Source organism: Flavobacterium ustbae (genome assembly GCF_003946915.1).
Classification (GTDB): domain Bacteria; phylum Bacteroidota; class Bacteroidia; order Flavobacteriales; family Flavobacteriaceae; genus Flavobacterium; species Flavobacterium ustbae.
On sequence record NZ_RPOC01000005.1, the window covers coordinates 77,775 to 104,473 of the forward strand.

Annotated in this window: 23 protein-coding genes and 1 pseudogene; 11 read left to right on the forward strand and 13 right to left on the reverse strand. The window is 39.8% G+C overall.

All coding sequences use genetic code 11. The features are described 5' to 3' along the window. Window positions 1–83: 83 nt before the first annotated feature. The 4 genes from EG814_RS08990 to EG814_RS09005 are packed head-to-tail and all read right to left on the reverse strand — an operon-like array spanning window position 84 to window position 6,289. A complete protein-coding gene (locus tag EG814_RS08990) occupies window positions 84–3,134 on the reverse strand; it encodes an efflux RND transporter permease subunit (protein WP_125721055.1) in 3,051 nt (1,016 codons plus the stop codon). 9 nt (window positions 3,135–3,143) lie between these two features. Continuing rightward, window positions 3,144–4,187, reverse strand: coding sequence for an efflux RND transporter periplasmic adaptor subunit (locus EG814_RS08995; protein WP_125721057.1), 1,044 nt, complete (start codon window positions 4,185–4,187; stop codon window positions 3,144–3,146). Window positions 4,188–4,198: 11 nt separating this feature from the next. Beyond that, on the reverse strand, window positions 4,199–5,536 hold the full coding sequence (locus EG814_RS09000; RefSeq protein ID WP_125721059.1) for a TolC family protein: 1,338 nt from the start codon (window positions 5,534–5,536) through the stop codon (window positions 4,199–4,201). A gap of 54 nt (window positions 5,537–5,590) precedes the next feature. Further along, window positions 5,591–6,289: a TetR/AcrR family transcriptional regulator gene (locus EG814_RS09005; RefSeq protein ID WP_235830938.1), complete on the reverse strand. Its 699-nt coding sequence runs from the start codon at window positions 6,287–6,289 to the stop codon at window positions 5,591–5,593. A 720-nt stretch (window positions 6,290–7,009) separates the two neighbouring features. Here EG814_RS09005 and EG814_RS21345 point away from each other — a divergent pair. The 4 genes from EG814_RS21345 (at window position 7,010) to EG814_RS09025 (ending at window position 9,794) form a co-directional block, all read left to right on the forward strand. Further along, on the forward strand, window positions 7,010–7,132 hold the full coding sequence (locus EG814_RS21345; RefSeq protein WP_394343508.1) for a DUF6965 family protein: 123 nt from the start codon (window positions 7,010–7,012) through the stop codon (window positions 7,130–7,132). Between the two features lie 228 nt (window positions 7,133–7,360). Further along, window positions 7,361–7,747, forward strand: a complete 387-nt coding sequence (locus EG814_RS09015) for a helix-turn-helix domain-containing protein (protein ID WP_125721061.1) — start codon at window positions 7,361–7,363, stop codon at window positions 7,745–7,747. A 434-nt stretch (window positions 7,748–8,181) separates the two neighbouring features. After that, window positions 8,182–8,358, forward strand: a complete 177-nt coding sequence (locus EG814_RS21185) for a GNAT family protein (protein WP_235830939.1) — start codon at window positions 8,182–8,184, stop codon at window positions 8,356–8,358. A 1,019-nt stretch (window positions 8,359–9,377) separates the two neighbouring features. Next, window positions 9,378–9,794 carry a hypothetical protein gene (locus tag EG814_RS09025; protein ID WP_125721063.1) on the forward strand — a complete coding sequence of 139 codons (417 nt, stop codon included), beginning with the start codon at window positions 9,378–9,380 and terminating at the stop codon, window positions 9,792–9,794. Between the two features lie 755 nt (window positions 9,795–10,549). Here EG814_RS09025 and EG814_RS09030 read toward each other — a convergent pair. The 5 genes from EG814_RS09030 to EG814_RS09050 form a co-directional block, all read right to left on the reverse strand. Beyond that, window positions 10,550–10,966, reverse strand: a complete 417-nt coding sequence (locus tag EG814_RS09030; RefSeq protein ID WP_125721066.1) for a response regulator — start codon at window positions 10,964–10,966, stop codon at window positions 10,550–10,552. A 270-nt stretch (window positions 10,967–11,236) separates the two neighbouring features. After that, window positions 11,237–11,482, reverse strand: a complete 246-nt coding sequence (locus EG814_RS09035) for a hypothetical protein (protein ID WP_125721068.1) — start codon at window positions 11,480–11,482, stop codon at window positions 11,237–11,239. A 104-nt stretch (window positions 11,483–11,586) separates the two neighbouring features. After that, a complete protein-coding gene (locus EG814_RS09040) occupies window positions 11,587–13,095 on the reverse strand; it encodes a PAS domain-containing sensor histidine kinase (RefSeq protein WP_125721070.1) in 1,509 nt (502 codons plus the stop codon). Between the two features lie 219 nt (window positions 13,096–13,314). After that, a complete protein-coding gene (locus EG814_RS09045; RefSeq protein ID WP_125721072.1) occupies window positions 13,315–13,764 on the reverse strand; it encodes a response regulator in 450 nt (149 codons plus the stop codon). Between the two features lie 1,365 nt (window positions 13,765–15,129). Then, complete coding sequence (locus EG814_RS09050; RefSeq protein ID WP_125721074.1) at window positions 15,130–15,501, reverse strand: helix-turn-helix domain-containing protein; 372 nt, start codon at window positions 15,499–15,501, stop codon at window positions 15,130–15,132. Window positions 15,502–15,979: 478 nt separating this feature from the next. Between EG814_RS09050 and EG814_RS09055 the strand changes: the two genes are divergently transcribed. After that, a complete protein-coding gene (locus EG814_RS09055; RefSeq protein WP_125721076.1) occupies window positions 15,980–16,663 on the forward strand; it encodes an SDR family NAD(P)-dependent oxidoreductase in 684 nt (227 codons plus the stop codon). Window positions 16,664–16,675: 12 nt separating this feature from the next. Then, window positions 16,676–18,094: an SDR family oxidoreductase gene (locus tag EG814_RS09060; RefSeq protein ID WP_125721078.1), complete on the forward strand. Its 1,419-nt coding sequence runs from the start codon at window positions 16,676–16,678 to the stop codon at window positions 18,092–18,094. 168 nt (window positions 18,095–18,262) lie between these two features. On the opposite strand, the gene hemA is transcribed toward EG814_RS09060, so the two are convergent. The 3 genes from hemA to EG814_RS09075 all read right to left on the reverse strand — a co-directional run bounded on the left by hemA (window position 18,263) and on the right by EG814_RS09075 (window position 20,880). After that, entirely contained in the window at window positions 18,263–19,567 is a 1,305-nt protein-coding gene (gene hemA / locus EG814_RS09065; protein ID WP_125721079.1) for a glutamyl-tRNA reductase, read from the reverse strand. A 272-nt stretch (window positions 19,568–19,839) separates the two neighbouring features. After that, window positions 19,840–20,427 carry a globin family protein gene (locus tag EG814_RS09070; protein WP_125721081.1) on the reverse strand — a complete coding sequence of 196 codons (588 nt, stop codon included), beginning with the start codon at window positions 20,425–20,427 and terminating at the stop codon, window positions 19,840–19,842. Window positions 20,428–20,445: 18 nt separating this feature from the next. Next, complete coding sequence (locus tag EG814_RS09075) at window positions 20,446–20,880, reverse strand: hypothetical protein (protein ID WP_125721083.1); 435 nt, start codon at window positions 20,878–20,880, stop codon at window positions 20,446–20,448. 345 nt (window positions 20,881–21,225) lie between these two features. On the opposite strand from EG814_RS09075, the pseudogene EG814_RS09080 reads away from it, so the two are divergent. The 5 genes and pseudogenes from EG814_RS09080 to EG814_RS09100 all read left to right on the forward strand — a co-directional run. Further along, a pseudogene (locus tag EG814_RS09080) lies at window positions 21,226–21,537 on the forward strand (VIT1/CCC1 transporter family protein); the annotation flags it as partial. A 256-nt stretch (window positions 21,538–21,793) separates the two neighbouring features. After that, a complete protein-coding gene (locus tag EG814_RS09085) occupies window positions 21,794–22,081 on the forward strand; it encodes a hypothetical protein (protein WP_235830940.1) in 288 nt (95 codons plus the stop codon). Window positions 22,082–22,121: 40 nt separating this feature from the next. Then, window positions 22,122–22,820 (forward strand): FAD:protein FMN transferase, encoded by a 699-nt coding sequence (locus EG814_RS09090; protein ID WP_235830941.1) that lies wholly within the window; start codon window positions 22,122–22,124, stop codon window positions 22,818–22,820. Between the two features lie 434 nt (window positions 22,821–23,254). After that, on the forward strand, window positions 23,255–24,439 hold the full coding sequence (locus EG814_RS09095) for a DUF3570 domain-containing protein (RefSeq protein ID WP_125721087.1): 1,185 nt from the start codon (window positions 23,255–23,257) through the stop codon (window positions 24,437–24,439). 88 nt (window positions 24,440–24,527) lie between these two features. Continuing rightward, window positions 24,528–24,998: a hypothetical protein gene (locus EG814_RS09100; protein ID WP_125721089.1), complete on the forward strand. Its 471-nt coding sequence runs from the start codon at window positions 24,528–24,530 to the stop codon at window positions 24,996–24,998. Window positions 24,999–25,377: 379 nt separating this feature from the next. On the opposite strand, the gene EG814_RS09105 is transcribed toward EG814_RS09100, so the two are convergent. Then, a complete protein-coding gene (locus EG814_RS09105) occupies window positions 25,378–26,691 on the reverse strand; it encodes an amidohydrolase family protein (RefSeq protein ID WP_125721091.1) in 1,314 nt (437 codons plus the stop codon). Window positions 26,692–26,699: the final 8 nt, after the last annotated feature.

Consider the following 26,699-nt stretch of genomic DNA (forward strand, 5'->3'; position numbering starts at 1 on the left):
TGTTTTTACTATGCAGCTCTTTTTATTTAGTATTTCTGTCTGGTTCATTATTTATAAATGCCTTTACTGATTAAATGGTTTAATTATAGTTTTTCTAAATCTGGCGGAATCAGTTTATACATTACCGGTGTTACAATTCTGGCCAGAATTGTTGAACTTATAAGCCCTCCAATCAGTACAATCGCCAATGGAGATATCTGGGGATTGGGATTCACCGCCAGGGGGATCAAACCGCAGATTGCGGTAACGGATGTCAAGACTACCGGAAGAAAACGGGTTTCACCTGCAATAGCAATCGCTTGGTCAATAGACTTTCCTTCTTGTCGCAATTGATTGGTAAAATCGACCAGAAGAAGGGAGTTTTTGACCTGAATTCCAGAGAGTCCAATAAAACCGATTATAGAAACCAATGACATTGGATTTCCTGATGCTATTAAAAATAATACACCTCCTAAAATACCTAATGGAATGATGGACATAACAATAATAATCCCTTTAAATGTTTTAAATTGAAGCAGTAGAACAGCAATAAATAAGAAAGTACTCAAAATAATTACAGAAAGAAAATTACCTCCCAAAGCATCCCCTTCTGATTCTTTTTCTCCCGATAGTTTGTAATAATACCCTTTTGGCATTTCAAGTTTATCCAATTTTGGTATAATATCTACCAGCAGGTCATTTGCTAAATAACCATCTTTTGTCATGGCACTGACTTTTGAAAAGGGAGATTTATTAAAGTGGTTTATGGCCGTTGGTGCTGTTTCAAAAGATATTACTGCAATTTGATTCAATGCAATCGGTGTTCCCTGAACATTGTTTACATATAAATTTTTCAGTGCATTAAGATTAGAAAACTTATCCCTTGGTAAAGTAATGGTTACGTTTCTTGCATCTCCACGGTCATCTATATAATCTCCAACTGTTAAACCGGCAACAGCCAGTCGAATTACTTTATCAACCTCACTGGTCAGTACGCCTAAGGTTCTCGCTTTTTCTTTATTAATCTTTATTTTGACATCAGTTTTATAGGTATTCAACTCGTTGTTGATGTAAACTGTACCTTCCTGATTTCTCAAGATAGCTTCTACCTGAGAAGATAGCTTACGTAAAACCGCCTGGTCCTCGCCAAATAATCGCACTACGATATTGGCTTCTAATGGCGGTCCTTGTTCAAAATCTTTTACCTCTACTTTAGCATAAGGCATCGTTTTAAATTTTTCGCGCAATTCTTGTATAAGACTAGTTTTATCCGAAGGTTTTGCTTCATCATCCAATTGCACGAAAATCTGGGCAAAATCAGATTTTCTGTCCTGAGGATGCACGTTGTAGTAAATCTGAGGGTTTCCGTGTCCCACATTTGAAGTGAAATACATAATTTCTTTGTGGTTTTTCAATTCTTTTTCCACCAGTTTTGTTACCCTGTCACTTTCAGAAATATTAGCTTGAAGAGGCATTTTGATGTTGATTAAAAACATCGGTTTTTCTGAAGTTGGGAACAATTTAAATCCGGCTGCCGAAAACAATGCAAACGCTATAACACTTAAAAACAAAGAAATGGCAATAGTCGTTTTTGGAAATTTCAATGCTTTTGGCATAATATCTCTGTACGCTCGTGTAAGAAACTTTTGTAAATATTGAAGAAAGATATTTCCTTCAGCGTGATCGTGCGTTTTTAAAAATCGGCTTCCCAAAAACGGAACCAATGTCAGCGCTACAATCATAGAGGCCAATACACTGGTGATAACCGCCATAGGCAGACTTCGGAGAAACTCACCTGCCATATCCGGAAGAAAAGCCAATGGAATAAAGGCTATAACCAAAGTAGCGGTAGTACCTACAACAGCAATACCTATCTGTTTTGTTCCTTTTAAAACGGCATCCATTTTAGAATGTCCTTCACGCAGCCAGCGTTCAATATTTTCTACCACCACAATACTGTCGTCAACGAGCAATCCTAAAGCTACTACCAGCCCCACAATACTTAACTGGTTTAAAGAATATCCCAAAGCATTCATTGCAATTAACCCTAAAGCCAATGATAAAGGGATGGATATCATTACAATTAGAGAGGCTCTCCCTCCTAGCGGCACCAAGGTAATAACAACCAAAAGAATAGCTAAACCAAAATCAAAACCCAAATGGCCTAAACGGCTTGATACCATATCGGCCTGGTCAAAGTTTTTTATTAGTTTGATGTTATCAGGAAGCTCTTTAGAAAATGCCTCTATTAGCGGCAAATATTCTTTTTGAACATCGCTGATGTTTACATTGTCTTTCATTCCGGCAGTAACCAAAACGCATCGGTGGCCGTTAATTCTGGTGATATGATTTACAACTTCAGATTTATAGTTTACTTCGGCTACATCTTTCATATAGATGATTTTTCCGTTGGCATTGTAAACCACCGTATTGGCAACATCAGCTGCATTTTTGAATTTGCCGCTTGTTTTCACGTTGAATACTTTGGTACCCAAATCAATGCTTCCGCCGGGAATATCGGCAGCTTCACTTTGCAGACTTCCCATCACTACGTTTAATGGAATTTTTAATTGTGCCAATTTTTCCAAATTCAAATCCACCCGGATTTCCTGTTCTGGAATTCCCGAGTAATTCACTTCTTTAAGATTGGTTATTTTTTCAATTTTTGCTTTTAGTTTATCTGCTTCATCGCGCATTTTTTTGTCGGATGCATTTTCGGAAACCAAGGCTACCTGAAGAATTTTTACATCAGAAGACGAGTTTTTTTCGGTTTTTATCTGATAAATATCTTTCGGAAGTCCGCTGTTTTTAAGGGCATTCATTTCGGTAGATATTTCCTGATATTTATTATCAATATCCACTCCGTATTTGAATTTTACCTGAAAAGCGGCTACACCATCTTCTACCGTTGTTAGTATTTTTTCGATATTTTCCAATCCGTAAATCTTATTTTCAATAGGTTTTACGACCTGTTCTTCCATATCTTTTGGACTCGTACCGGGATAAATAACGGTAATCAGATATTGCGGCGGATGTGTTGAAGGATCTTCCGATCTTGGCATTGTGAATAAGGTAAGAACCCCTACCACAGCAACTAATAGAGCTAGAATCAGTGTGAACTGATAATTCTTAACGGAAAAGTTTGTTATCTTCATGGTATAAGATTATTTAATGATTTTGATAGTTGATTGTTCGTTCAGATAAGCACTGTTGGAAATCACTATCTGGTCTGTTTTTTGAAGTCCGTCCTTTACTAACACCTTGTCATTGTCGAATTTAGTAATCGTAATAGGCTGGCGTTTTACCTTGTTGTTTTCTACGACAAATACAAAAGCTTTGTTACCGTCGGCTTCAATAAGTGAGTTATACGGAATTACGATAAAATCTTCCGCTTTATCAGCTTTAATCTCTGCCTTTCCAAACATCCCTACCGCTGGTTTGCTGTTTTTCATATTCAGTTTTAGTTCTACCTGAAACAAACCCAATGCAGCATCTGCCGCCTGCGACTTTCTAAAAACAGAGGCCTCAAAGCTTTCGTCAGGATAGCCGTCAAGGGTAACAGTCGCTTTTTGACCTATTTTTACAGCGGCCCATTCTTGGTCTGTCAAGCCGACTTTTAGCAGATAATTGCTGTTTTGGCGGGTTTCGTTTATTGCCAGAATTGGAGATCCTGCCCCTACAACTTCACCTGCGTTGGCAATTTTTGAAGTCACAAAACCATCGGCCGCAGCATAAATTTTTGAATAACGGGCATTAAAAGCAACGGCATCTTTCTGTTTTTTGGCAATGTCAAGAGCCGTTTTTGTGTTTTGAAGCTGTTCTAAAGTATATACGCTGTCTTTATACAGGTTTAAAGCCCTTGTATAATCACGCTCGTATTTCTTAACATTCAGATCGGATTGATTCAGGCCTGAACCGATTTCGGTTGCATCTAAAGCGGCCAGAAGCTGTCCTTTTTTGAAAAACTGTCCTTCTTCAACAAAAATATGGGTAACCACTCCGCCAATTTTGAACGAGTAATTGCCTTGATTTTCTGTGGTTACCAATCCTGATGCGATTATATTTTTAGTAAGCGCCAGAGATTCGGCAGCTGCAGTTTTAATGGAAATGACATCTGCGGTTTCAAAAGCTGTGTGTTCTTTTTTTTCTTCTTTGCAGGCGTAAAAAAGAGGTAATACAAATAGGGAAATAATTATTGATTTATTCATGATCTTAATTTTTATTGGTTTAAGCTAAAAGTTGCATTGGCTCTTTCTAATTCTGCAAAAGCTATCCACGAATTATAAAGTGCTATATTAGTATTGAGCTGGGCATTTACCCATTGATTCTGAGCATCCAGAAGTTCAATGTAGATGGCCTGCCCTTCTTTGTATAATTTGGTTATATCCTCATTATATTTCCTGGCAGACTCTTTTTGGTTTTTATCGGCATTGAATTGTTCCAAAGCTGATTTCAAATTGTTTTGTGTAACCTGAAACTGAAGCAGCAGCTGCTGTTTTACATTGTCAATCTGGGAATTTATTTTTTGAGTATCTTCTTCTGCCTGTTTGAGTTTGAATTTATTTTTGCTGCCCGAAAAAATATTCCATTCTAACCCCGCTCCTGCGAAATAATAGCGGGAGTCCTTATTTACTTCAAAATCAAAATCCTGAAAACCAAAATCAGCAAAAGCACTTAATTTTGGAAACCAATACGATTCTGTCAGCTTGCTTACATTGCCGTTAAGCTCTTTAACCAGACCAAGTTTTGCAAGTTCTTCCCTATTCTGGGTATTCTCACTGACCATGGCAGCAGGCAGCAGCTCATTTTGATAATCAGTTTCTATTTCGGCATCCAATTTCTGATTGATCAGGAAATTGAAATAGGACTTTGCATTATTGCTGGCCTGTTTTGCAGTTTCCAGATTTGCTTCTATGCGGATTACCTCATTATCACTGCGCAGGACTGCCGTGCGGTTTATTTTTTCATTTTTAAACAGGGATTGGTTCACTCTCTGATTTTCTTTAACCAGTTTTAAAGCCTGCTCGTAAATTTTAATTCCCTCTATTGACTGGAGGTATTTGTAGTAGGCAATTTTTATTTCCTTAACCAGCTCTCTTTTGTAAATCTCCAGTTCTATGATCTGCAGGGAATTTTGCTGCTTTTTAATTCTCTTGTTGTAAATGATTTCAAAATTCAGCAATGGCATTGTAGTGTGAATTCTGGCATCATAAAAATTATTAGGATTTATGAGAACTGACTGATTTTGCAAAGCCGGAAAAGCATTAGAATTAGTCAGCTGGTTTAATGTGCTGTACACCGGATTGAGCATATCGCCGATAGGAATATCTATTGTTCTTCCGCCGTCAGCTTTCGTGTAGCTGGCATTTAGGGAAACGCTGGGGTAAAAAAGTGAATGTGCTTCTTTCAAGGCATACATGCTTTTGTTAATGTCAAAGTTATGCTGCCTGATGATCTCATTATTTTTTAATCCGGTCTCGATGTAGCCGTCTAATTTATTTTGGGAATATCCATGATACCCAAGTAAAACTGCAATTAGAATTAGTGTTTTTTTCATTTTATTACATTGTTTGTTATTTGAACAGTGTTCATTTTTTTGGGCAAAAAAAAATTATAATTTATCTATCATCTTTAAATATTCATTATAACCATCATATAGAATAGTATCTGGATTTGTGAATTTTACACCTCTAGTTCTATGACGGATTTCCAGACAACACATTCCATGGACTAAACTCCAAATCATAAACGAAAGAGGTTCCATATTGTGGCCTTTAAAATGCCCTTGATCTATGCATTCCTCTATTGTTTTTTTAACATGTCCAAACGTTACCACTCCTTCATTCCATTCTTCATTATTGGAGTTCTCCAAAAATTCCATAGGTGCTTTAACATTGAACATCAAGTCATACATTTCCTGATTTTCAAGAGCGAATTTGATGTATGTAGATCCCATTTTTCGAAGTCGTTCCATTGGGTCTTCTACAGTGAACAATCCCTTAAAACAACTGCCTAATTCCTGGAATCCAATACAATGCAAATCATGCAGAATAGCATTTTTATCTTTAAAATAAACATATACTGTCCCTACACTGTAATCAATTTCATCAGCTATATTTCTAATGGTGGTCTGCTCTATTCCTTTCTCTAAAAAAAGCTTTTTTGCTCCTTTTAAAATCAAGGCTTTCAAGGCTTCTTTTTCTCTCGCTTTTCTGTCTGCTACACTCATAAGTATAATTTTCATTGCAAATGTATGTATTTTTTTTGAACAATGTTCATTTTTAGGGTGTTTTTTTTTAATTTTAACCATAATATAATCATTTGATTACTCAAAAGGATACTAAGACCAATAGTTGAGGCTAAATTTATTTATAAATCTGTTTATGAGACATAACAGCAGGCTCAATTTCACAAGCAGCAGCTGCCCCTATTGGTCTTTTTACCCCGACAGCATTGTAAAGACTCTTATGAGGGCTTTGGCAGAAAAGTCTGGAACATATAGCAGGACTAGCTAAAAAAAAAAAGATATTCAATATAAACAGAATTCAAAACTTCAGAATGAAGGAGAAATTATAGCTCATAAATATCCTATTTTTTTATTGCTGTCTGCCGGTAAATAAAATTGCCAATTTCGAAATAGAGGGTATCATATCCTAGCCCCGATAGAAGCGGAAATCCTTCTGCGCCGAGGCTGGGCGCAGAAGATTGCAGCGCATAGCGGGATAAAGCTCCTAAAAATTAAAACTAAAATTAAAACAGCATAATAAAATTAACGACGCAAAAGCACCAGGCTTTAAAAAACAATGCCGGCAGCAAATAAGCGCATCAGCCCTGCCCGGCTTAATACCAAGAGGGCATCAAAAATAAAACCCTGATTCTGGATCTTAAAAAAATGAGGCCCTCCGCCGAATTGGCAGCAGGCAGAGAATAAAAAAGCCTGCAATAAAAACACAAAACAAAACAGCAAAAAAACATCCGCCAGGCATCCCTATCCCTTGACCGGTTTTCATTTTTTCGCTAATTTTATCCTATGACACCCGAGGAGATTAAACGATATTTTGAAACCTTCCCGCCTCCAAAAGAGGTGCAATGGAAGCCGTGTGCGAAAATAACCGATTCAGAGCTTTTCCCTAAAGCTGCTACCGGGCCATAACCAATTACAAAGGCCCCCTTGAGAGGTGCCCGGCATTCTGGCGCCTGAAGGATTTTTATAAGCATATAAGGGAAAACCCGAAGGGAGCGCAAAATCAAAGCCAGACTCGATAATCGGCAAATCAAGCAGGCCCCCGCCTTTATAACCTGCGTCCAAACCTTTGAATTACTAAACATTTGAATATAAACAGGCTATGGGGTGCCGGATAAAAAATGAAAAAAATTTGAGATGCATAGAGACAAAAGCCAAACAGACCTTGATATGGCCCGCGTGCTGAAAAATCTCATCAGGGATTACTACAGCTGCGGACACAATGCTGCGCCGGGGATTCCCTCGGCATGCTGTCTTGCGGAAAAACTCGGCATGGACCTTGAATATTTGGAAGAGCTGATCTTCAATCAGACCGGCCTATCGGCTGAATACCTAATATACTCAGAGCTTTCATGGATAGCCAGGCTCAAACTTTTTGACACATCAAGGTCCATTGCCTTTACCGCCTCTGAACTGGGCTTTAAAAACACAAGCCATTTTGAGCGTTTCTTTAGGCAGCAGACCGGATTCACACCCTATAGGTACAGGGAGACAATAAAAATGAATTTTACCGGCAGACGCTGAAAAATCAGCCCCGAATGGCTGGTGCAGAAGGCATTAATTAAAGTAAAATGATCTATCTTATCTCCTGAATTGCGTAGATTTACACAAACCTGTAATATGAATGCCGATTTAAGCTCCCTGCATGCAGCGGTTTATAACTGCCTTGTGAAAAACCAGCACCGCACTGTGCCTTTTGAGGAGCTGTGCGCCTATATCTGCACATCTTGTGAAAAAACCCGGGCGGAATGTGAAAGTTTTTCCCCGCAGACCCAGTGCCAGGCCCGTATAATGGAGTCCCTGCTGCTGCTCTGCGATCTGGACCTGGTCTGTTTAAATGAGCTTACAGACAATAGCAGCATCAGCAGGCCGGGCAGAAACTAACACGGGCATACCAACAGTATTGTTTGATGAGCCAATGTTTCTTACATTTGGATACTAGTAAAAATTAAAATAACATGAAATACCAAATAGACAATACAAAAAGAACCGAGTATAATGAGCTTGCCAATATTTGGGAAGCTTCTGTTGCGGCAACACATCACTTTTTGAAAGAAGAAGATATTGAATATTTTAAACTGCTTGTATTAAATACATATCTAGATGCTGTTGAATTGAAGTGTGCAAGAAATTAGGATGGCAGAATAATTGGTTTGCTTGGAGCGGCAGACCAAAATTTAGAAATGTTATTCATTGATCCGTACTACAGAGTCAGACAAGTTGGAAAAGCATTATTGAATTTTTCAATTGAAAAAATGAATGTTAAAAAAGTTGATGTAAATGAGCAAAACCACTAGGCAGTAGGGTTTTACAAAAAACGTGGATTTGAAACAGCAAGCCGTTCGGAATTGGATTCCTCTGGAAAACCTTATCCGACTCTGCATATGGAGCTAAGAAATTAACAGCTGCTGGAAACCGTTTTTGAGAGTTTCCATTTATACGCCTGTCCCAATCTCCTTATTATTTGAGGCATCGGTCATCAGTATCCATGCACAGCTATTCATCAAGCCCAAACTCGAGAAATGCATGGTTCTGTCTCTTCCATTGCTTTTATAACAAGCTATTTAAAAAAATATATTATCGATTATAATACATTTTGGCCCGGCCCCGATTGCTTCGCCAGTTCGCTTCGCTCGTGTGGAGCGGAAATCCTTAAGCGCCCGGCTTCGAAGCAAAACATTGCAGCGCACAGCGGGAAGATCTCCAACAAAATAAAATAACAATTAAAACAGCATAACAATTAACGGTGCCGCCCGCTGCAATGAGCCAGGCTTAAAATCAAACGGAGGCCAAAACAAATAAAACCCCTGACTCTGCCTTTCACATTAAAATGAAGCGCACTGCAGCATTGACAGGCGGCAGATATGAAAAAGTGTGAAATAAAAAAACAGCCTTTCCAAGCGGGGTGCTCTCCCAGAATGCCCCCTGGGCCCTCCTGCCTTTTTCAGGACCGAAAACTCCATTACTCCAAGAATGGGCAAAGCATGCCGTAAAGCATATATTTCTATAATTTTTTCCTTAAAACTTTGCTTTTTATTTTTGGCAGGCCTAAATATTTAGTACCTTCATAGAACTAATACCACATTTGATGCAAAAAATTGGTATTATGACGTTTTAGAAATGTTTTAAAAACTCTAACCATTAAATTTAAATTATGAAAAGAATCACTTTACTTCTAGCTCTTATTTTTACAGTCCTTTCATCTGCCCAGACCATTACATCTAAACTAGAAGAGGCTAATGCTTCGCAGTATTCCCTGCTTGAAAAAGTAAATAAATATTATCCGGACATTACCCTTAGCAAATCAGTTACAAATTTCTATGCGGATGATAAAATTATCGATTCCCAGCAGTCATTTGATTTAAAGGGAACAAAGTTTTCAAGCTATAAACTGGGAATCGAACCGGACAACAAAAAATTATTGTTCGAGTATGCTACCGATGAAACGGGAAAAGTTTACGGAGATGTTTCCCTTTTTAAAGGAAGCGTTTTAAGAACAACATTTACAGAAAGCACCGGGCTGGTTGAAGTTTCATTAAACGGAAAATCTGTCTATCAGACTAAAATTTAACTTATGCCCCAAAGATTTTAATCTCAAAGCATACGCCGCGGGTCGTATGCTTTTTTTATTTACAGCTTAAAACAGTATCCATAGGCTCTTTCAATCCATTAATGGTTAAGTCCTGATGCGATCAGCTTTAAAGCCAGTCTTTAAGCAGTATGCTTTTAATGGCAAAATCATAATCACATGCAGCAAAATTTAATCCGAGACAGTGCAATTTCAAAATGATTTGCTCTCTCCCCGGATACGCATGCTGATTTTAAAGTACATTCCTTATTGAATCTTGGGCATAAGCATTGAAATGCCTATGCATAAATTATGGCCATTAAGTCAAACTATTCACATAAACTCTGATATTGTTTTGAAAAATGAAAAAAAACCGTTAATCAATAATTTTACAGGCTTTGAAATTTTAAAGCATTTTTTTGATTGCTTATTTTTTTGAGAAAAATGTTTTTTTTTTGCTGAAAGTCCGAATTGATAAAAAAATTTTGCCTGATACAGCGAACAATAGTAAAATCCTATTCTTATCAGCCCCGAAAAAAGCGGAAATCCTATGGGGAGGAGGTTCCGGCCTCATAGATTACTTCGTCAGTTCGCTGTCGCTCGTGTGCAGCGAATGGCGGGATAAGCTCCTAAAAAAACTTCAATAAAAAATTACCGCTTCAGGCTTGATTCAAGCAGATAAAAAAACAGCGCTTCACCACTAAGTGAAAGGCCTTTTTTTATATTTGCATTACCTGTATAATATGTAAAGATTTACTTTACTTAATATCCCACTCCCGGGTCATGACATCATACAGCAGCTCTTTGAGCCCCTGGAAAGAGCTGGGCTTCAAGGCATAAAGGTCAGCCCCAAGACCATAGGACATTTCTATGTTCTCAGGTGTGCCGCTGGTGGAGAGCATGACCACTTTCACACTGCTGAGGGCCCCTTCTGCATTTTTTATTTCCTCAAGGCATTCCAGACCGCTTATGCTGGGGATATTGATGTCCAGAAATACAATCTCGGGAAGCAGCTTTACTCCCTCAGCCAGCATATCGAGAAGCCTCAGCCCGTCGGGCGCCTGCTTTAGTTCAACGTCCAGCTCGAGCTCCTGCATGGCATCAGAAAACAGCATCCTGTCATCCTCATCATCATCGTCCATATAAATAATTTTCGCGCAATGCTCCCTCTTCATGTAATTCTTTTTTTTCGCAGTTACAGAAAACAAGAATGTAAAGACCCTAAGCTGCCAGGAGCGGGGATCAGCAGATAATCGGATTATATTCCTTGGGCATTAATTAGCTGCAGTATAGACACTTTAGTCCAAAAATGACGAGTTTAGTGCCCGCCGCCAAAAAAAGCCGGGAGGGATTCTCCCCGATGCCGCCATCTGTAAGAATGCCTGCCCGAAGGCAGGCATTTCAAGGCATGCGCCTAAAACCTGGCTGTTAAATTAGTTAGTTTATTAAGTTATTGTTATAGTTTCCAAAAGCTGCTCCCCGGAGATAAATGACTCTATATAGCTGCGCACTTCATCAGACTTTTCACCAGCAATTTCAAAAGTATTGATATGGAATTCCTCGTCCAGGTCATCTATATGGATAATCTGGGTGTATCCCTTTGAAATCAGGCTTCCCTTTAATTTTATGATGCTGGTATTGGCTGATGGCGCAGTGTTTTTACTTACCCTGAGCCGTATTGTCTTTTTCATATCCTGTCATAAGCCGCTGCTGTTCTTTATCCAAATATAAGGTTTTAACATGTTTGTTACAACTTAAATGCTGTTAAAATTATCACCGGGACGCTGTCTCGGCGCTAGATGGTGCTCTGGGCCTGTTTTAAGGGAAGCATTACCGTGAAAACAGATCCCACGGGGGTATTGGGTGATACCGTTATGTTTCCCCCGTGCCTTTCTGTGATTTTCCGGCACAGGGAAAGCCCCAGCCCGCTGCCCTCATACTGGTCCTTGGAATGAAGGCGCTCAAAGGCCTTGAAGACCCGCTCTGTAAAGCCTTTTTCTATTCCGATTCCGTTGTCCTGGATACGGATCCTTACCCAAGGACGCTGTTCAAATTCGGTAATCTCCCCGGCTATTATAATTCTTGGCGGCTCTTCTGATCTTGAGAATTTAAGTGCGTTATGAACCAGATTATAGAAAAGCTGCTGGAGCAGCGCCTTGGAACCTTCTATTTCAGGGAGTTCTGCAATGATTAGAACTGCATCTTTTTCTTCAATGGCAAGCTCCAGATCACCCTTTACCTGCTCCAGAACCTCATTGAGCCCCACGGCCTCCACGGGACGCTTTTTCTTATCGGCCCCCGAATAGGCCAGGATCCCCTCTATGACATTGCCCATGCGCTGGGCGGTATGGTCTATCTTATCGAGGTAGAATGCCTGTTTTTCAGAGAAACCATCCTGCACGCTGTCCCTGAGACGGCTGATAAAGGTTTTGATCTTGCGCACCGGCTCTTTAAGGTCATGGCTGACCAGATTGGCAAAATGAAGCAGCTCCTCATTGGAGCGGCGCAGTTCCTCATTGCTTCTCTGTGCCTCCTCCCTCAGCTGCTGCTCAAGGGCCTTGCGGCATCCGATATCCTCTATTATCCCTGTGATTTTAACTGCCGCACCGGTTTCATCCCGGAGTATCTTGCCGGTAATGCTGGTCCAGCGCACGCTCTGGTCCTCATTTATGATGCGCGCCTGATAGCTGATCACACCGGTATGCTCGGCCTGGCGGTGCGCCTCCTCCCTGACCGGAATGTCCTCGGGGTGGAGTCTGGATATAATGGCATCGTTTGTAACAGTCCCCTGAATATTCCAGATCGAGCGGAAATTTCCCGAGGTTGTAATATTTCCCGTTAGAAGATCAATCTCATAGGTTCCCATGCCTGAAGACTCCACAGCCATTCGGAGCTGCTCCGACGCGCTCTGGGCCTGTTCGCGGGCCAGGTGAAGCTCTGTGACATCCATACCGGTGTTCATCACCCCGTATACCTTTCCCTTGGCATCGAAAAGGGGAATGAAACTGTAATTGAAGTAAAAAGTATTCTCTTCTCCATCCATTATAAGATCCACCCTTTTGTCCCTTGCATGAAACGGGACGCCTGTTCTATAGGCCTGGAGCGCCTCGTGAAAAATATGCTGCTTTTCAATTTCGGGCACCACCTCAAAATAGGTCCTGCCGATCACGTCTCCCCCTTTGCCCAGCGTGTTTATCATCGCCGGGTTAGCCACCTCTATTCTCAGTTCCTCTCCTGTATAGACCCCGATGGGCAGGTGCGTATTCTCCACCGCATCCTTTAAAATCTGTAAAGTTCTTTCCATAAAGTAGTCAGGCTGTTATCATACAGCAATTTAACGCTGTTTCAAGCAGCAGGGTTTATAGCAATTAATTTATATTTTTCAAAATTCCAATTCCGTGCATCCCCCATAAGGAATTATGCAGCAGACCTTTTAAAGCACTATCTACAAAGCGCTTACGGCACATAAAGCGGTCTGCTCTGCTTTCTTTTGGCGGCAGATGCTGCTTTTCTTTCAACTCTTTCAACGGGCATTGAATATCCGCTGCCCCGGTCCAAGATCCTCCCAGCGGGACCCTATGATCAACCGGGATAGATCCTTAAGGCTGCTGTAGCGGGCCGGCTTTACGGCGTAAAAATCCGCCCCCAGATCAAAGGCCCTCTGCATGCTCTCACTGCCGCTCTGGAAGGAATATATGATGACCTTTGTTTTCCTGCGTTCCAAAGGCCCGCTTCTGAGTTTCTCCAGACACTCAAAACCGTCCATTCCCGGCATCAGCAGGTCCAGAAAGATATAATCGGGGATGCTCAGGGGCTTTGCTTCCAAATGGTCCAAAAGCTGCCCGGCGCTGCTGAGCTCAATGATTTCAAAACTCCCCTCTAAGGACAGGAGCGCTTCATGGAGCAGCATCCGGTCATCCTGGTCGTTGTCTGTAAGGCAGATGATCTTTTTGGAATTTTCATTTTCAGGCATGATCTAAAGTTTGTCAGGCTGGCATAAGACTATAATCTAAAATCCGCGCCGGTTTCACTATAGTCGTATGAAAATCAGTAAAGAATCGGATTATACCGGTTCTCTGGTTAATAAAACTGAAAGTTAGATTTTCTGAACGCTTAAAACAAATCCATTTAAAAAATTTACATAATTTCCACCTAAAATATGGGAATTATGTAAAAAATAATCTAAGATACGTAGGAAAATACTTAAAAAAAAGGATGTGATCTATAAGGGCAACAGATTAAAAGCTTACATAAAATAAGTACAAGGGATAGATTTCCAGCCCCAGGCGGGGTCCTGGCCGCTCCATTCAGGGCATGAGCCCTGCCAAATGCCGCAGCATCTTTAATGGCAGTCAGCAGGATTCATCGATTTACAAAAAGCCTCAAAGTATTTTACCTTCCATTAATCAGCAAAAAAAAAATCTTTTCCCGTTCAAGCTGGGAAAGGTTAAGAATACCTGCTTTCTTTTTTAAATTTTAAAATCCAAAATAAAGACAGATAAAAAAAAATAAAATTTCAAAACTTTTACAGCTTCAATCTGAAGTTCTCAAGGCAGGCAGTGAGCCCCCGATCTCCAGCTGCGGCTTAATTTATTTTATAAACGTGAATCTTTTCTATAATATCAAAACCCAGACCCTAAAGTTTTTCTCATGTTAACTATCATCGGTAAATAAGGCGGACATAATACTATAAACAATATCATTATCGGCCTTAAACGTAATATTATCCGATAAGATAAGGGCAGAAGGAAAACCGGATGTGCACGGGGAAGCTAATCTGGTATCGAGCTATTACAAACAGGACGGGGCCTGGCAGAGCAAAACACGGTCCGCACCATGATCATCAAAAAGGCCATGGAAAACATTAAGCAGATAATGCCGTTTCAAAATGAGACGGCATTATTTTTTTTTGCAAAAGAATCGCTCTTTAAAAATTTGCATACTCTTTATTATTGCTGAACCGTTACCCCGTTGATGCAGATCTAGAATCTGAATTTTGAAGAAAAAAAACCGCCTTATCATGCAATAAGACGGCTGTCCATAAAAACATAATCTTCCAAATAAATGTTTCTATATAATCATAAGGCCTTAATATACATACTATACCCGCTGAATTAAATTCCTCATCCGCTGTTTTTTCAAACGCTCTGCCGCATTCCAGTAAAACGGACTAAATATTGCATTAAATTACGAGCCAGACTGACTGCTCATCGGCATCTAAAAATTAAGCACTGCAAATAAAGCAGCCCTGTCCGATTTATCGACAAACGAACACTGCTGAAAAACCATATCTGCCGGCAGATAGATTACCTCTAAAATCAGCTCTGACCAAAAAAACTTAAAGACAGCCAAATTTATCCTTGTAGGTTTTCAGCTCCCTGTCTGTGATATCGAGCAGTTTTTCCAATAATCTGATTTTATCCCTGTAGAGGTATTCAGCATTTAAAAGCCCTGAAACGGTTAAAGCATGCGGCGGATTCTGCAGGGCACTTTTAAAATTAAGGGTGCTGCCAAAATTGATGATCCTTTTCAGATCCATTTCAAATATGACTGCTATTTCCTCTAATTTCTCAAAGCTGATCCTGCTGCCGTTCCTTTCCATCTTACTGTAGCCTGCCTGGGTAATGCCCAGCCTGAAGGCCATATATTCCTGAGTATAGTTTTTGAGTTCTCTTATGCTTTTTATGTTTTCATTTATTTCTCCAGACATTCTATAGGTTGTATTAAGTTAAAATCGAACTGATAAATCTAAATGCCTCAGCCTGTTTCTCCAAATCCATACACCACAGATCCGAGCATTGATTGAACAGTTCTGTCCAATCAGCAGGGCTGTATGATTTCTTCTTGTAAATTAAAGAAACGATTTTTAAAACTAAACGTTTCTTAAAAAAAACATAAAAAAAAGCTTGTTTATAAAATAATATTGCCCGCTGTTTTATTATGTAAGTAAAATTGCCGTCCGGAAAACAGCACTGGCCAATGGCATTGCTGCAATAAGATTCAAATCAGTTCCAGGCTGGCAGGAAGGCAGAAACCGAGAAAATTTGTTTAACAAATATCAATTAACATTAAACAAAATTGTATCTTTACTACTGCTATTCCCAATTTAACCTCAAAGACCGATAAAGCGCAAAATAGTAAATTCTTTAGGCTTATATCATTTTAGATAAAAGAGTAAACCACCCGGTATGAAAAAAATTCTGATCATAGTAGCCAGCACAGGGATTGGAAGGGCCCTTTTGGAGGAAAAACTAAAAAACAGCTGCGTTTTTAACATAAGCCGCACACCCCCTGACACATCGCACGGCAATCTTATCCATCATTGCGCCGATATTCTCAAAGATCCGCTGCCTGATATACAGCAGATCGATTCTCTTATATACTGCCCGGGGTCGATCAGCCTTAGGCCTTTCCAGAGTCTGCATGCTGATGATTTCAGAAATGATTTTGAAATAAATGTAATGGGGGCCGTGAGAGTAATCCAGAAATATCTCCCAATCCTAAAAAAGGGAGCTGACCCGTCCATAGTGCTGTTCAGCACTGTGGCCGTAAAACTCGGCATGCCCTTTCATGCCAGCATTGCAGCATCTAAAGCAGCCGTCGAAGGCCTTGTGAGATCCCTTGGGGCAGAGCTTGCCGGCCAGGTCCGCATTAATGCCGTAGCGCCGACCATTACCCAGACACCGCTTTCTGCCTCTATTTTAAGAAACGACAAAATAAAAGAGTCCATCAAAGAGCGCCATCCCATGAAAAATTACCTTCAGGCCCGTGAAGTGGCCCAAATGGCTGATTATCTGATTTCAGACAGCGCTTCTTCTATTTCAGGACAGGTTTTTGTAATGGATTACGGGCTTGTCAGCTTTAAGATATAATAAAAACTGACCATGAAGATTCTTTTGACCGGAGCTACAGGATATATAGGGAAAAGGCTTTTGCCACTTCTTCTAAAAAACGGACATCAGGTTATCTGCTGCGTAAGGGATAAAAGCAGGTTCAATTATCCCCATACAGCCCCGGGTAATGTAAAAGTTGTCCAAGGGGATTTTCTTGATGCCCAAAGTCTAGAAAATATTCCCGAGGATATAGACGCTGCTTATTACCTGATACATTCCATGTCTGACACATCAGGGAGTTACGATAAAATGGAAAGTGTCTCTGCTTATAATTTCATAAACAGGCTCAGCCGTACGCAGGCAAAACAGATTATCTATCTCAGCGGGATCGTAAATGACAAATCCTTATCCAAACATTTGTCTTCGCGAAAAGCCGTCGAGGATATTTTAAAAAGCACTGAAATACCTTCTACAACACTAAGGGCGGGTATAATAGTAGGCTCAGGCAGCGCTTCTTTTGAAATCATACGGGATTTGGTGGACAAACTCCCTGTTATGATCACACCAAAGTGGCTTAACACCAAATGCCAGCCTATAGCAGTTTCGGATGTTTTGGAATTTTTAGCCCGCTCTCTTTTAAATCCCCAGACCTACAACCAGAGCTTTGATATAGGCGGGCCGGATATTTTGACCTATAAAGAAATGCTGCTGGAGTTTGCCAGGGCCAAAAAACTCACCCGATACATTTTTACTGTTCCGGTCATGACCCCGAAACTATCCTCCTACTGGCTTTATTTTGTTACATCAACATCCTACAAATTGGCATCAGCTCTGGTCAGCAGCATGAAAATAGAAGTGGTCTGCCGTGATAATCGTATAAATACCCTGCTTCATATAAGCCCCATGACATATCGGGAAGCACTGGAGAGGACCCTGAAGAAAATACAGCAGAATGATATTGTATCGAGCTGGAAAGATTCGCTCGCCAGCAGCAGGTTTACCGGCGGCATCAGCCGGTATTTAAAGGTCCCGAAAAAGGGCTGCTATATAGACAGAAGGAAAAAAGAAATTATAGACCGCGAATATACCATTGAAAAAATCTGGTCAATAGGCGGTGGGACCGGATGGTATTACGCCAACTGGCTGTGGGATCTGCGGGGATTTATTGACAAGGTTTTCGGAGGTGTGGGCACCAGACGCGGAAGAACCCATAAAAATGAATTATTTCCAGGGGATGCTTTAGATTTCTGGCGTGTGGTGTATGCCGACAAAAAACAGGGTAAACTGGTTTTATACGCTGAGATGAAACTGCCCGGGGAAGCCTGGCTTGAATTTAAGATCATTAATAATACCTTGTATCAGGCCGCAACTTTCAGGCCTAAAGGGCTTTCAGGCAGATTGTACTGGTATGCTGTGCTGCCTTTTCACGGTTTCATTTTTAACGGGATGCTTAATAAACTAATCAAATGAAAACCCTAAACTTCCTTAAGAAGAGTTAATCTGCAATATTAATACAGAATATTTATTGGATAGTAAGATATTTCGCTGCAGTGTTTTAAGCAGTTTAGACCTGCTGGATATAAGATTGTTCCAACTGGAAAAAACTGATTCAAAACTACTTTATAAACTTATTGATTATCAAGAGAGATTAATTTTGTATTTCTCCTCTATGGGTGAATGCTTTTTCAGCGGTTCATATTCTCCCAGCTGAAATACTTTTTCAATAAACTTAATACTCTCATCAATTGAGCAGTCCTCATTTTTTAAATGGCCTGCAAAATGGCTGGTTATTTTATTAATGATTCTCGAACTTATCTCATCAGCCTGAGCCTGATCAAAGTTAATGGATTTCTTTTTCTGAAAAGCCAGTTCCCCTGCCGCAATATCATTCAATTTTGATTTTAATGCATGTATTGCCGGGGCATATTTTCTTGTCTGCACCCAGGTATTAAATTCCAGCTTCACCTCTTCAATTATAGCTTCGGCTGCTGGAATATGCTGTTTTCTCTTTTCCAGGGTCTCATCTTTCATCTGAGAAAGGTAATCCATATGAATAAGCCTTACACCAGGGAGCTTCTCCACATCCGGGTTTACATTTCTTGGAATGGATAAATCCAAGATCAATAAGGGTTTAATTAAATTCAGAAGTTCGCTGCAGACAGTTGGATGATCTGCCCCTGTTGCCACCACCACAACATCGGACTGCTGCAGTTCGTGCTGCAGGTCATTATAATCCCTAACTATAACATTGAGTTTTCCTGCCAGTGCCTGGGCCTTGCTTTTTGTTCTGTTTATAACGGTAACATGGCCGTTCTTGGTATGCTTTATTAAATTCTCGCAGGTATTTCTTCCTATATCGCCTGTTCCAAGCAGCAGAATTTTTTTGCTGCCTATCTGCTGGACATTTTCAATGATATACCGTACAGCTGAGAAGGACACAGATGCAGCCCCTGAGGAGATTCCCGTATCTGTTTTGATTTTTTTACTGGCCTGGATCACTGCATTGGCCAAACGGTCCAAAAACGTATTGACCAGCCCATGTGATTTACTGTTGCTAAGGGAAGTTTTAATCTGGCTGATGATTTCAAAATCACCCAGTATCTGGCTGTCCAAGCCTGCCCCAACTCGAAAAAAATGATTGACCGCATCTTTATTTTTATAAATGTAGCCGGCCTGCTGAAATTCCTCGACGCTGCCTTTGGTATTTGAGCAAAGCAGTTTTATCAGTTCATATGGATGAGAAGCCGATCCATAAATTTCAGTCCTGTTGCAGGTGGAAATTACAATTAATGAATCTATATCTTCAGCTTTAGCCTGTGCCAGCAGATCAGACTGCCCTTTAGGGTCTAAACTGAATTTCCCTCTAATCAGGGCATCTGCTTTTTTATAGCTTAATCCTAAAGCATAAAAAGTGGTATTTTTGGACAGGTTCAAATTTTCCATAGGATAACTTCACTTAAAGATTCAACAATTAGGGAGATCAGTTTATAAAATAAATTCGGAATTGCATCCTGAAGTGCTGTGAACAATCGGATCAATTGCAATACCGGGGATCGTGCTGTAATTTTTCAAATCATAATACGCCCAATACCATAAGCCTAAATTTAGAATTACAAACGGCAGCCCTTAAGCATATGCATGATTGTATTGGAATGAAACAACGCTTCAAATAAAAACGCTGCCCGCATAAAAGGCAGCGTTTTTTTGGAAGATTATTATTTTTGAACGATAGGCGTTCTTAAGGATTCCAAAACCGCTACAATATCCGTGTAGAGTTCTGTGTTTGAGGCAACACCATTTGCATTGGCTGCCGCTCCTACATAACCTTCAAACTTTGTGTAGTCAGCATTGCTTGATTTTGTTCCCATTCGAGGATTTGTCGCAGGGTTATGGGCTGCTGCCATGCTCAGGCCCGAATAAGTATTCACTGCATTTGTCCCTCCGGTGTTGAATGAAAAGAAATCAGTCAGATTATCTGATAATTTTGCAATGTTTGTAGCCTGGGTCGTTCCGGTTTCGGCCAGAAGGGGCGCGAAATGCGCCTGAAGGTTTCCTGATGCATTGGACTGGATATCGGCAACGATAAGTCCAATAGTTGAATTTACAACTTTACGGAAGCTTAGACGCCCCTGCTCGATCATCTGACCTGAATTATCAGGATCGGCAACCATTTTGGTTCCTCCCAATCGCTCATATATCGATGCTTTTACTGGAGCCGGAGTTTCATCATCATTACTGCAGGATGTAAAAACAGCTGCTGAAAGAAATAACGCGCTTAAGGCAATTTTAGAATAATTTTTCATAACAATAATATTAAAGGGTTAATTAAAAAAATGGTTTATTTTCTGAGACAATTTATAGCTCATACTGTTTTGGTCCATGGGACAGACTTCTTTAGATGCCAGATTTTCAGGCAGTATATAAGGCCTCGCATCGTAATGCCTTTTGGCCATCAGCTGGGCATAGACCTTTTTGGAATTGGTGATCCTGTTATTGTGGAAGTAAACCACCACGTTTCTCTTAATAATGATGGAATCGGAAGTCAGTCCTTTAATAGATCTCAAATCAGCGCAGATCTGTCTGGCTTGGGCAGAATCGATATCTGCCTTAAAATCAATACGGCTTACTTGCAGATTTGGAGTGTCATAAACCGCTGGTTTGGCAGTAATGATGTGAAAAAGAAGAATTGCCAAAAATAAGAACGTAATTCCCATTGCAATCCAAAGTGCTTTTTTGATGTGCTTGTCAATTTTCATATGTAGTTTTTAAAACGGTTAGATTTAAGATTATATACGGGTATTTTTTTAGGATGGTTTTAACAAGTAAAAAGAAAATATAAGTTTAGAATTATTTTAAATAATAATCACCCCCCATGCAGTGCTTAAGATACCCTGACACAGGATTTATCACTATGACTCCGTACATCCCAGCGGATGTTATAAGACGCAAAATCGCACTCTTTTTCTTTATGCTTTTATGAAAGTTATCTCTAAGATCTCTCATAAAGCGTAAGTCAATAAAAAGTGTTCTTATTAAAATCTGAATTATAAATTTTAACGTAAATATGCAGGAAGCACTCTTTTCAGATGAAAATAATGCCACATGCCCGGGATGAGCTCGGAATCAATGAAATTACCCAGGCTAATCCACTAATGGCCGCTTTCGCATCAGCTGTATCCTTTATCATCGGAGGCTTGCTTCCCCTGCTGGTGGCTATTTTCGCTCCCATAAAAGAAATGGTATTGTATCAGTACGGTTTTTCAATACTCTTTTTGGCATTATCGGGAATGCTGGCCGCTAAGGCCGGGGGATCCCATACGCTGAAAGCTGTACTGCGTATCTGCATCTGGGGAACTTTTGCAATGGCAGCCTCAGCCTTGGTCGGTTATGTTTTCGGGGTGCACATGGCTTAAAAAAAAACAGTCCTGAAGCGGAGTAAAAATTAATTGAATCTTAAGCAATTAAAAAAATAAGAATCGCAGCAATGCGTTATTTCGTATATAACTAAAACAGACTGCAAAATGAAACTAATTACATTATTGCTTTTAATGATCCTGCTTCCCATCAACTGGGAACCTGATTTTAATAATGCAAAAAAAAACGGCAAAAGAAAAACATGAATAAATCCTATTGAACTTCTCCGGTTCAGACTGGTGCGGACCCTGCATTGTGACACGCAGAGATTATCTTGAAAGCCAGGTATTCTCAGAGATGGCAAATGAAAATCTGGTACTTGTTAATGCTGATTTCCCAAGGAAAAAGAAAAATATCGGAACACCACAGCAGGTTAAACGAAATGAAGATTTAGCCGAAATATACAACAAGGAAGGAAGTTCTCCTCTAACGCTTCTTTTGGATGCCGATGGAAAAGTACTTAAAACCTGGCATGGAAAACCGGAAACTACTCCTGAACAGTGGACTGCCGAAATAAAAGCGATCTGTGAGAGCCGAAAATAACATGCTTAAAAACCAAAAATATTCCGAGTCCCTAAAACTCATGGGGAACAACTTTACCATAACAGTTGTCGCCGAAAATGAAAAAACAGGAAATGAGAATATTGCGCTTGCCGTTGAAGAAATCACAAGAATTGAACGGCTTCTGACTGCCTATATAGAAGACAGTCAGACCAATCTGATCAATGACAATGCAGAGATAGCGCCCGTTGAAGTAGATCTGGAAGTTTTTAATCCCATTGAAAGATCTATCATGATTTCCAGAATTACACAAGGTGCATTTGATATCTCTTATGGAAGTATCGACAAAAGTCTCTGGAATTTTGACAAAACAATGACCAGACTGCCCGATGTAAAAACGGCACTCAAAATGGTGCATCTTATTGATTACAGAAATATTATACTGGACAAAGAAAAGACCACTGTATTTCTCAAAGAAAAAGGAATGCGGATTGGTTTTGGAGGTATCGGAAAAGGATATGCTGCTGAAATGGCAAAACAAATTCTTATAAAACATAACGTGCAGAGCGGCATTATTAATGCCAGCGGAGATCTTTCGACTTGGGGATTACAGCCTAATGGCAAAAAATCGACCATTGGCGTGGCGGATCCCAATGCTCCAAATGCGGCATTTTCGTACATGGAAATCTCTAATAAAGCCGTGGCAACTTCTGGAAACTACGAAAAGTTCGTGACCATTAATGGGAAAAAATATTCGCATACCATTGACCCAAAAACATGACTGCCAATAACTGGAATAAAAAGTGTGGCCATTATCGCATCAAATGCAGAATGCAGATGCAATGGCTACCCCAATAGCAGTTATGGGTATTAAAACCGGCTTGTTTTTAATAGATCAGATACCGGATCTGTATCGTATTATCATCGACGACAACAATAAAATTTACACTTCTAAAAATATTAACCTGAAATGAAAAAGCCAAAGCAAAAAAATCTCGTGCTCCTCTACAGTTTAGTTTTTACAGGTATACTGCTCACCTCCTGAACTTCCTTAAAGGAATATAAAAAAGGGAAAATCAACGATTCTGAAATGGTGCTTTCCAACAGGAAAATCGAAAAGACAGAACTTAGTTTTCAATCCTAACATGAAGGAGCTTCCGGAGCAAATTCAGGAAAAAGCGGCGGCGGCTGTAACTAATTTGATTTGATCAAAAAATGAAAAGAATATTTATAACAGGGTTTGCTTTATTGGCACTATTTCAGCTAACGTCGCAAAATGTTCCTAGTGATTCTACCAGTTACAAAAGCAAAAAATTAAAACTCGAAGAGGTAAATCTGGTTTCCAGTTATTATAAACAGGATGGAAACAATTCTGCCGTTACAGGAGGAGTTGGTTCTGAGCATCTTACTGATATCGCTAACACTATTGATGTTAAACTGGTAAAATATGGTGGAAACGGGATCAAACATACCTTTGATATTGAAGCCGGCATTGACCATTATACTTCTGCTTCATCAGATATGATTGATTTGAGTGCGAATTCATCTGCTTCATCTTCAGACAACCGCTTCTACCCTTCATTAACTTATCTGAGAGAAAATGAGGAGAAAGGAAGAACACTTGGGATTGGCGTTTCATCATCAACTGAGTTTGATTATCAGTCTTTTGGAGAAAACATCAGCTTCTCACAAAAAACAAAGGACAGAAACGGAGAATTTACCGCTAAATTTCAAACCTTTATAGATCAGCTGAAATTAATTGAACCCGTGGAACTTCGTATACCTGGAAGCGAAGGTTATGACAGCGCTAATAGAAATACTTTTGCAGGAACTTTAAGTTATTCTCAGGTTGTAAACAAAAACCTGCAGGTAATGCTTTTAGGTGATGTTATCAGACAAAATGGGTATTTAAGTCTTCCTTTTCACAGGGTTTATTTTGCAGACGGATCTGTTCATCAGGAAAAAATGCCGGAGACAAGACTTAAAATTCCACTTGGAATCAGGGCCAGTTATTTTTTTGGGGATAATATAATTATTCGTGCCTATTACAGATATTATACTGATGACTGGAGTTTAAAAGCTCATACCGCTGATCTTGAAATTCCGGTGAAGTTAACACAGGCGTTTTCAGTGAGTCCGTTTTACAGGTATTATACTCAAACGGGAACGAAGTATTTTAAACCGTATGGTGAACATACAGCAGCGGATGAATATTATACCAGCAACTATGATTTGTCTAAGTTTGACAGCAGTTTCTTTGGGATGGGAATGAAATTCACGCCTCTTAATGGCATTTTTGGGCTCAAGCATTGGAATACGTTAGAGATTCGTTATGGGCATTATACCAGAACTACTAATATGACTTCTGATATTATCAGCATTAACATAAAATATAAATAGACGTAATCAAATACTTAAAAACACATAAACTTTTCGGCACGTTTATTGTTTTTACCGAAATATATTCAATGACTTAAAAAGTAAAATCATGAAAACTTTAAAATATTTTTTGATCGGAATTTTATTCCTTTCATTTAGCTACACTCAGGCTCAGGTATCAGTAAATGTGAATATAGGAACACCTCCTGCATGGGGACCTGCCGGTTATTCAGATGTTAGTTATTATTATCTGCCCGATCTTGAAACTTATTATGACGTAAGTACGTCAAATTATGTTTATTTAAATAACGGACAATGGGTTAGAACCAGATCACTGCCTTCAGCCTATAGAAACTATGATCTTTATAATGAATACAAAGTAGTATTGACTGATTACAGAGGAGACAGACCTTACGACAACTTTAAATCTCACAAAGTAAAATACGGAAAAGGGTATAAAGGAAAACCTCAAAAAACAATAGGACAAAAACCCGGAAAAGGAAATAATAAAGATAAAAGCCACCATGATAATGGAAACCATAATGGAAATGGGAAAGGCAAAGGAAATGGGAAACATTAATCTAAAAGAGGCTTTGGGGAGCCTCTTTTTTTTATATCAATTTTCTAAATTATATTGCTGGACAAAGTTATATAAAATTTAAAAAAAGACTATAAGCCACGAATTGTAAAATCGACGAAAATATTTTTTATCTTTTTTTACATCAATCCCCAACAGGACATCCAGACCAAATTTTTAAAGCCGATGAAAGACAGCACCTACTTGCAGTAAGACAATCTCTTCAAATCTCCATAAAATGGTGCGAAATATGTCCTTTACGGGTCACTCAGCCAAATGGCGCCAATTGAAGACAATTGGCGCCATTTTATTTGCTTATACCATTAAACATAAGTAACTTTCAGTCACAGCTTCAAAATTAAAAATCTAAAGCCATCAAAAATCAAATAGCATTGCCTTTTAAGTTTATCTCAACTCCTTCTTTCCAAACATTTAATATAGAAAGGGTGTCAGAAATAGTTGTGGCAGGGTCCCCCTTGACTAAAAGCAAATCTGCTCTCAATCCTTCTAAGATCTGCCCCCTGTCTGACAGGCTGAATCTTTTCGCAATCACTGAGGTTGCAGACCGTAAAGCTTCAATGGGACTAAGACCCGCTTCGACCAGCAACTGCATCTCATGATGAACGCTAACCCCGTGGGCAAGACCTCCTAAATGCGCCATGGGAACTGATACGTCTGTGCCCACAAGTATATCTACCCCGGCATCATGGAGGTCCTTTATATTGTGGTAACTGTCTTGCATATTGCCCGAAGGAAAAGTATTAAAACAAGAACACATTGTCATTTTCCAATCTTCATTGAGTTTGTAATTCACCCTTTCGTCATGAGCCACATGGCAGGCAGATTTGCCAATGATGGAGGAGTTTAGAACCAGACAAGGGGTTACAAATATTCCCTTAAAGGCAATGGATTCAATAAGTTCAGCAGTCCACTTCGGCCTGTCGATGAAAAGATGAGCCAATCCATCTACACCTGCTTCAACGGCGGTTTTTGCGGCTTCGGCAGTTAGTGCATGCGCTATGACGATTTTACCTAATTTATGGGCTTCATCCACTGCAGCTTTCAAAACACTGGGGTTTATCATGGGTAAAGCTGGCGAATTCATTACAGTTCCTTCTTCAATCATTATTTTAAAATAATCGGCACCGTTATCCATCTGCTGGCGCACAAACTCAACAGCGCCTTCTATAGTGGTGCAATCGAGTTTTTCGCCGTTTTCGTTTACCCTTTCTTCAAAGGCTGCAATAAAATCTTTTTTTTCCTGATCTGTCATCTTCTCCATTTTTTTCAGAATAAAGCTCGGAATGCCTTCTTCCTTTGGAATCAATTCATCTGGATGTCCGCCGGGGGCTGTCAAAGCCATACCCGAAGAGCGGACATCGGCAATGTCAATGCAATCCTTTATTTGCAGTTCACGGCCTTTTTTTGTCATACCGCCCTGCATTTCCAATTCTGTGGTTACGCCAAATTGTATGGCATCTCGCAGCGAATCAACCGAAGTATGAACATGTGCATCAATCAGTCCCGGCAGAAGTGTCGCTCCTTCTCCGTTAACTATTTCATCAACTCCATCGGGCAGTTCATCGCAAATTGAAGCGATCTTTCCTTTGCTGATTATTACATTTTTTTTTCCTATTACGTTTTTGCCATCAAACACAATTGCATCAACAATAGCAGTGGTTTTTGTTGTATTCATTTGTTTAA

Bases quoted from the DNA above. Each gene is read 5' to 3' on its own strand.
- EG814_RS09100 (WP_125721089.1), top strand. From the start codon at position 24,528: ATGAAAACTTTAAAATATTTTTTGATCGGAATTTTATTCCTTTCATTT.
- EG814_RS09055 (WP_125721076.1), top strand. From the start codon at position 15,980: ATGAAAAAAATTCTGATCATAGTAGCCAGCACAGGGATTGGAAGGGCC.
- EG814_RS09040 (WP_125721070.1), bottom strand. From the start codon at position 13,095: ATGGAAAGAACTTTACAGATTTTAAAGGATGCGGTGGAGAATACGCAC.
- EG814_RS09015 (WP_125721061.1), top strand. From the start codon at position 7,361: ATGCATAGAGACAAAAGCCAAACAGACCTTGATATGGCCCGCGTGCTG.
- EG814_RS09050 (WP_125721074.1), bottom strand. From the start codon at position 15,501: ATGTCTGGAGAAATAAATGAAAACATAAAAAGCATAAGAGAACTCAAA.
- EG814_RS08990 (WP_125721055.1), bottom strand. From the start codon at position 3,134: ATGAAGATAACAAACTTTTCCGTTAAGAATTATCAGTTCACACTGATT.
- EG814_RS09090 (WP_235830941.1), top strand. From the start codon at position 22,122: ATGGGGAACAACTTTACCATAACAGTTGTCGCCGAAAATGAAAAAACA.
- hemA (WP_125721079.1), bottom strand. From the start codon at position 19,567: ATGGAAAATTTGAACCTGTCCAAAAATACCACTTTTTATGCTTTAGGA.
- EG814_RS09030 (WP_125721066.1), bottom strand. From the start codon at position 10,966: ATGAAGAGGGAGCATTGCGCGAAAATTATTTATATGGACGATGATGAT.
- EG814_RS09000 (WP_125721059.1), bottom strand. From the start codon at position 5,536: ATGAAAAAAACACTAATTCTAATTGCAGTTTTACTTGGGTATCATGGA.
- EG814_RS09025 (WP_125721063.1), top strand. From the start codon at position 9,378: ATGAAAAGAATCACTTTACTTCTAGCTCTTATTTTTACAGTCCTTTCA.
- EG814_RS21345 (WP_394343508.1), top strand. From the start codon at position 7,010: ATGACACCCGAGGAGATTAAACGATATTTTGAAACCTTCCCGCCTCCA.
- EG814_RS09075 (WP_125721083.1), bottom strand. From the start codon at position 20,880: ATGAAAATTGACAAGCACATCAAAAAAGCACTTTGGATTGCAATGGGA.
- EG814_RS09060 (WP_125721078.1), top strand. From the start codon at position 16,676: ATGAAGATTCTTTTGACCGGAGCTACAGGATATATAGGGAAAAGGCTT.
- EG814_RS09070 (WP_125721081.1), bottom strand. From the start codon at position 20,427: ATGAAAAATTATTCTAAAATTGCCTTAAGCGCGTTATTTCTTTCAGCA.
- EG814_RS09045 (WP_125721072.1), bottom strand. From the start codon at position 13,764: ATGCCTGAAAATGAAAATTCCAAAAAGATCATCTGCCTTACAGACAAC.
- EG814_RS09095 (WP_125721087.1), top strand. From the start codon at position 23,255: ATGAAAAGAATATTTATAACAGGGTTTGCTTTATTGGCACTATTTCAG.
- EG814_RS09105 (WP_125721091.1), bottom strand. From the start codon at position 26,691: ATGAATACAACAAAAACCACTGCTATTGTTGATGCAATTGTGTTTGAT.
- EG814_RS21185 (WP_235830939.1), top strand. From the start codon at position 8,182: ATGAAATACCAAATAGACAATACAAAAAGAACCGAGTATAATGAGCTT.
- EG814_RS09005 (WP_235830938.1), bottom strand. From the start codon at position 6,289: ATGGTTAAAATTAAAAAAAAACACCCTAAAAATGAACATTGTTCAAAA.
- EG814_RS09035 (WP_125721068.1), bottom strand. From the start codon at position 11,482: ATGAAAAAGACAATACGGCTCAGGGTAAGTAAAAACACTGCGCCATCA.
- EG814_RS08995 (WP_125721057.1), bottom strand. From the start codon at position 4,187: ATGAATAAATCAATAATTATTTCCCTATTTGTATTACCTCTTTTTTAC.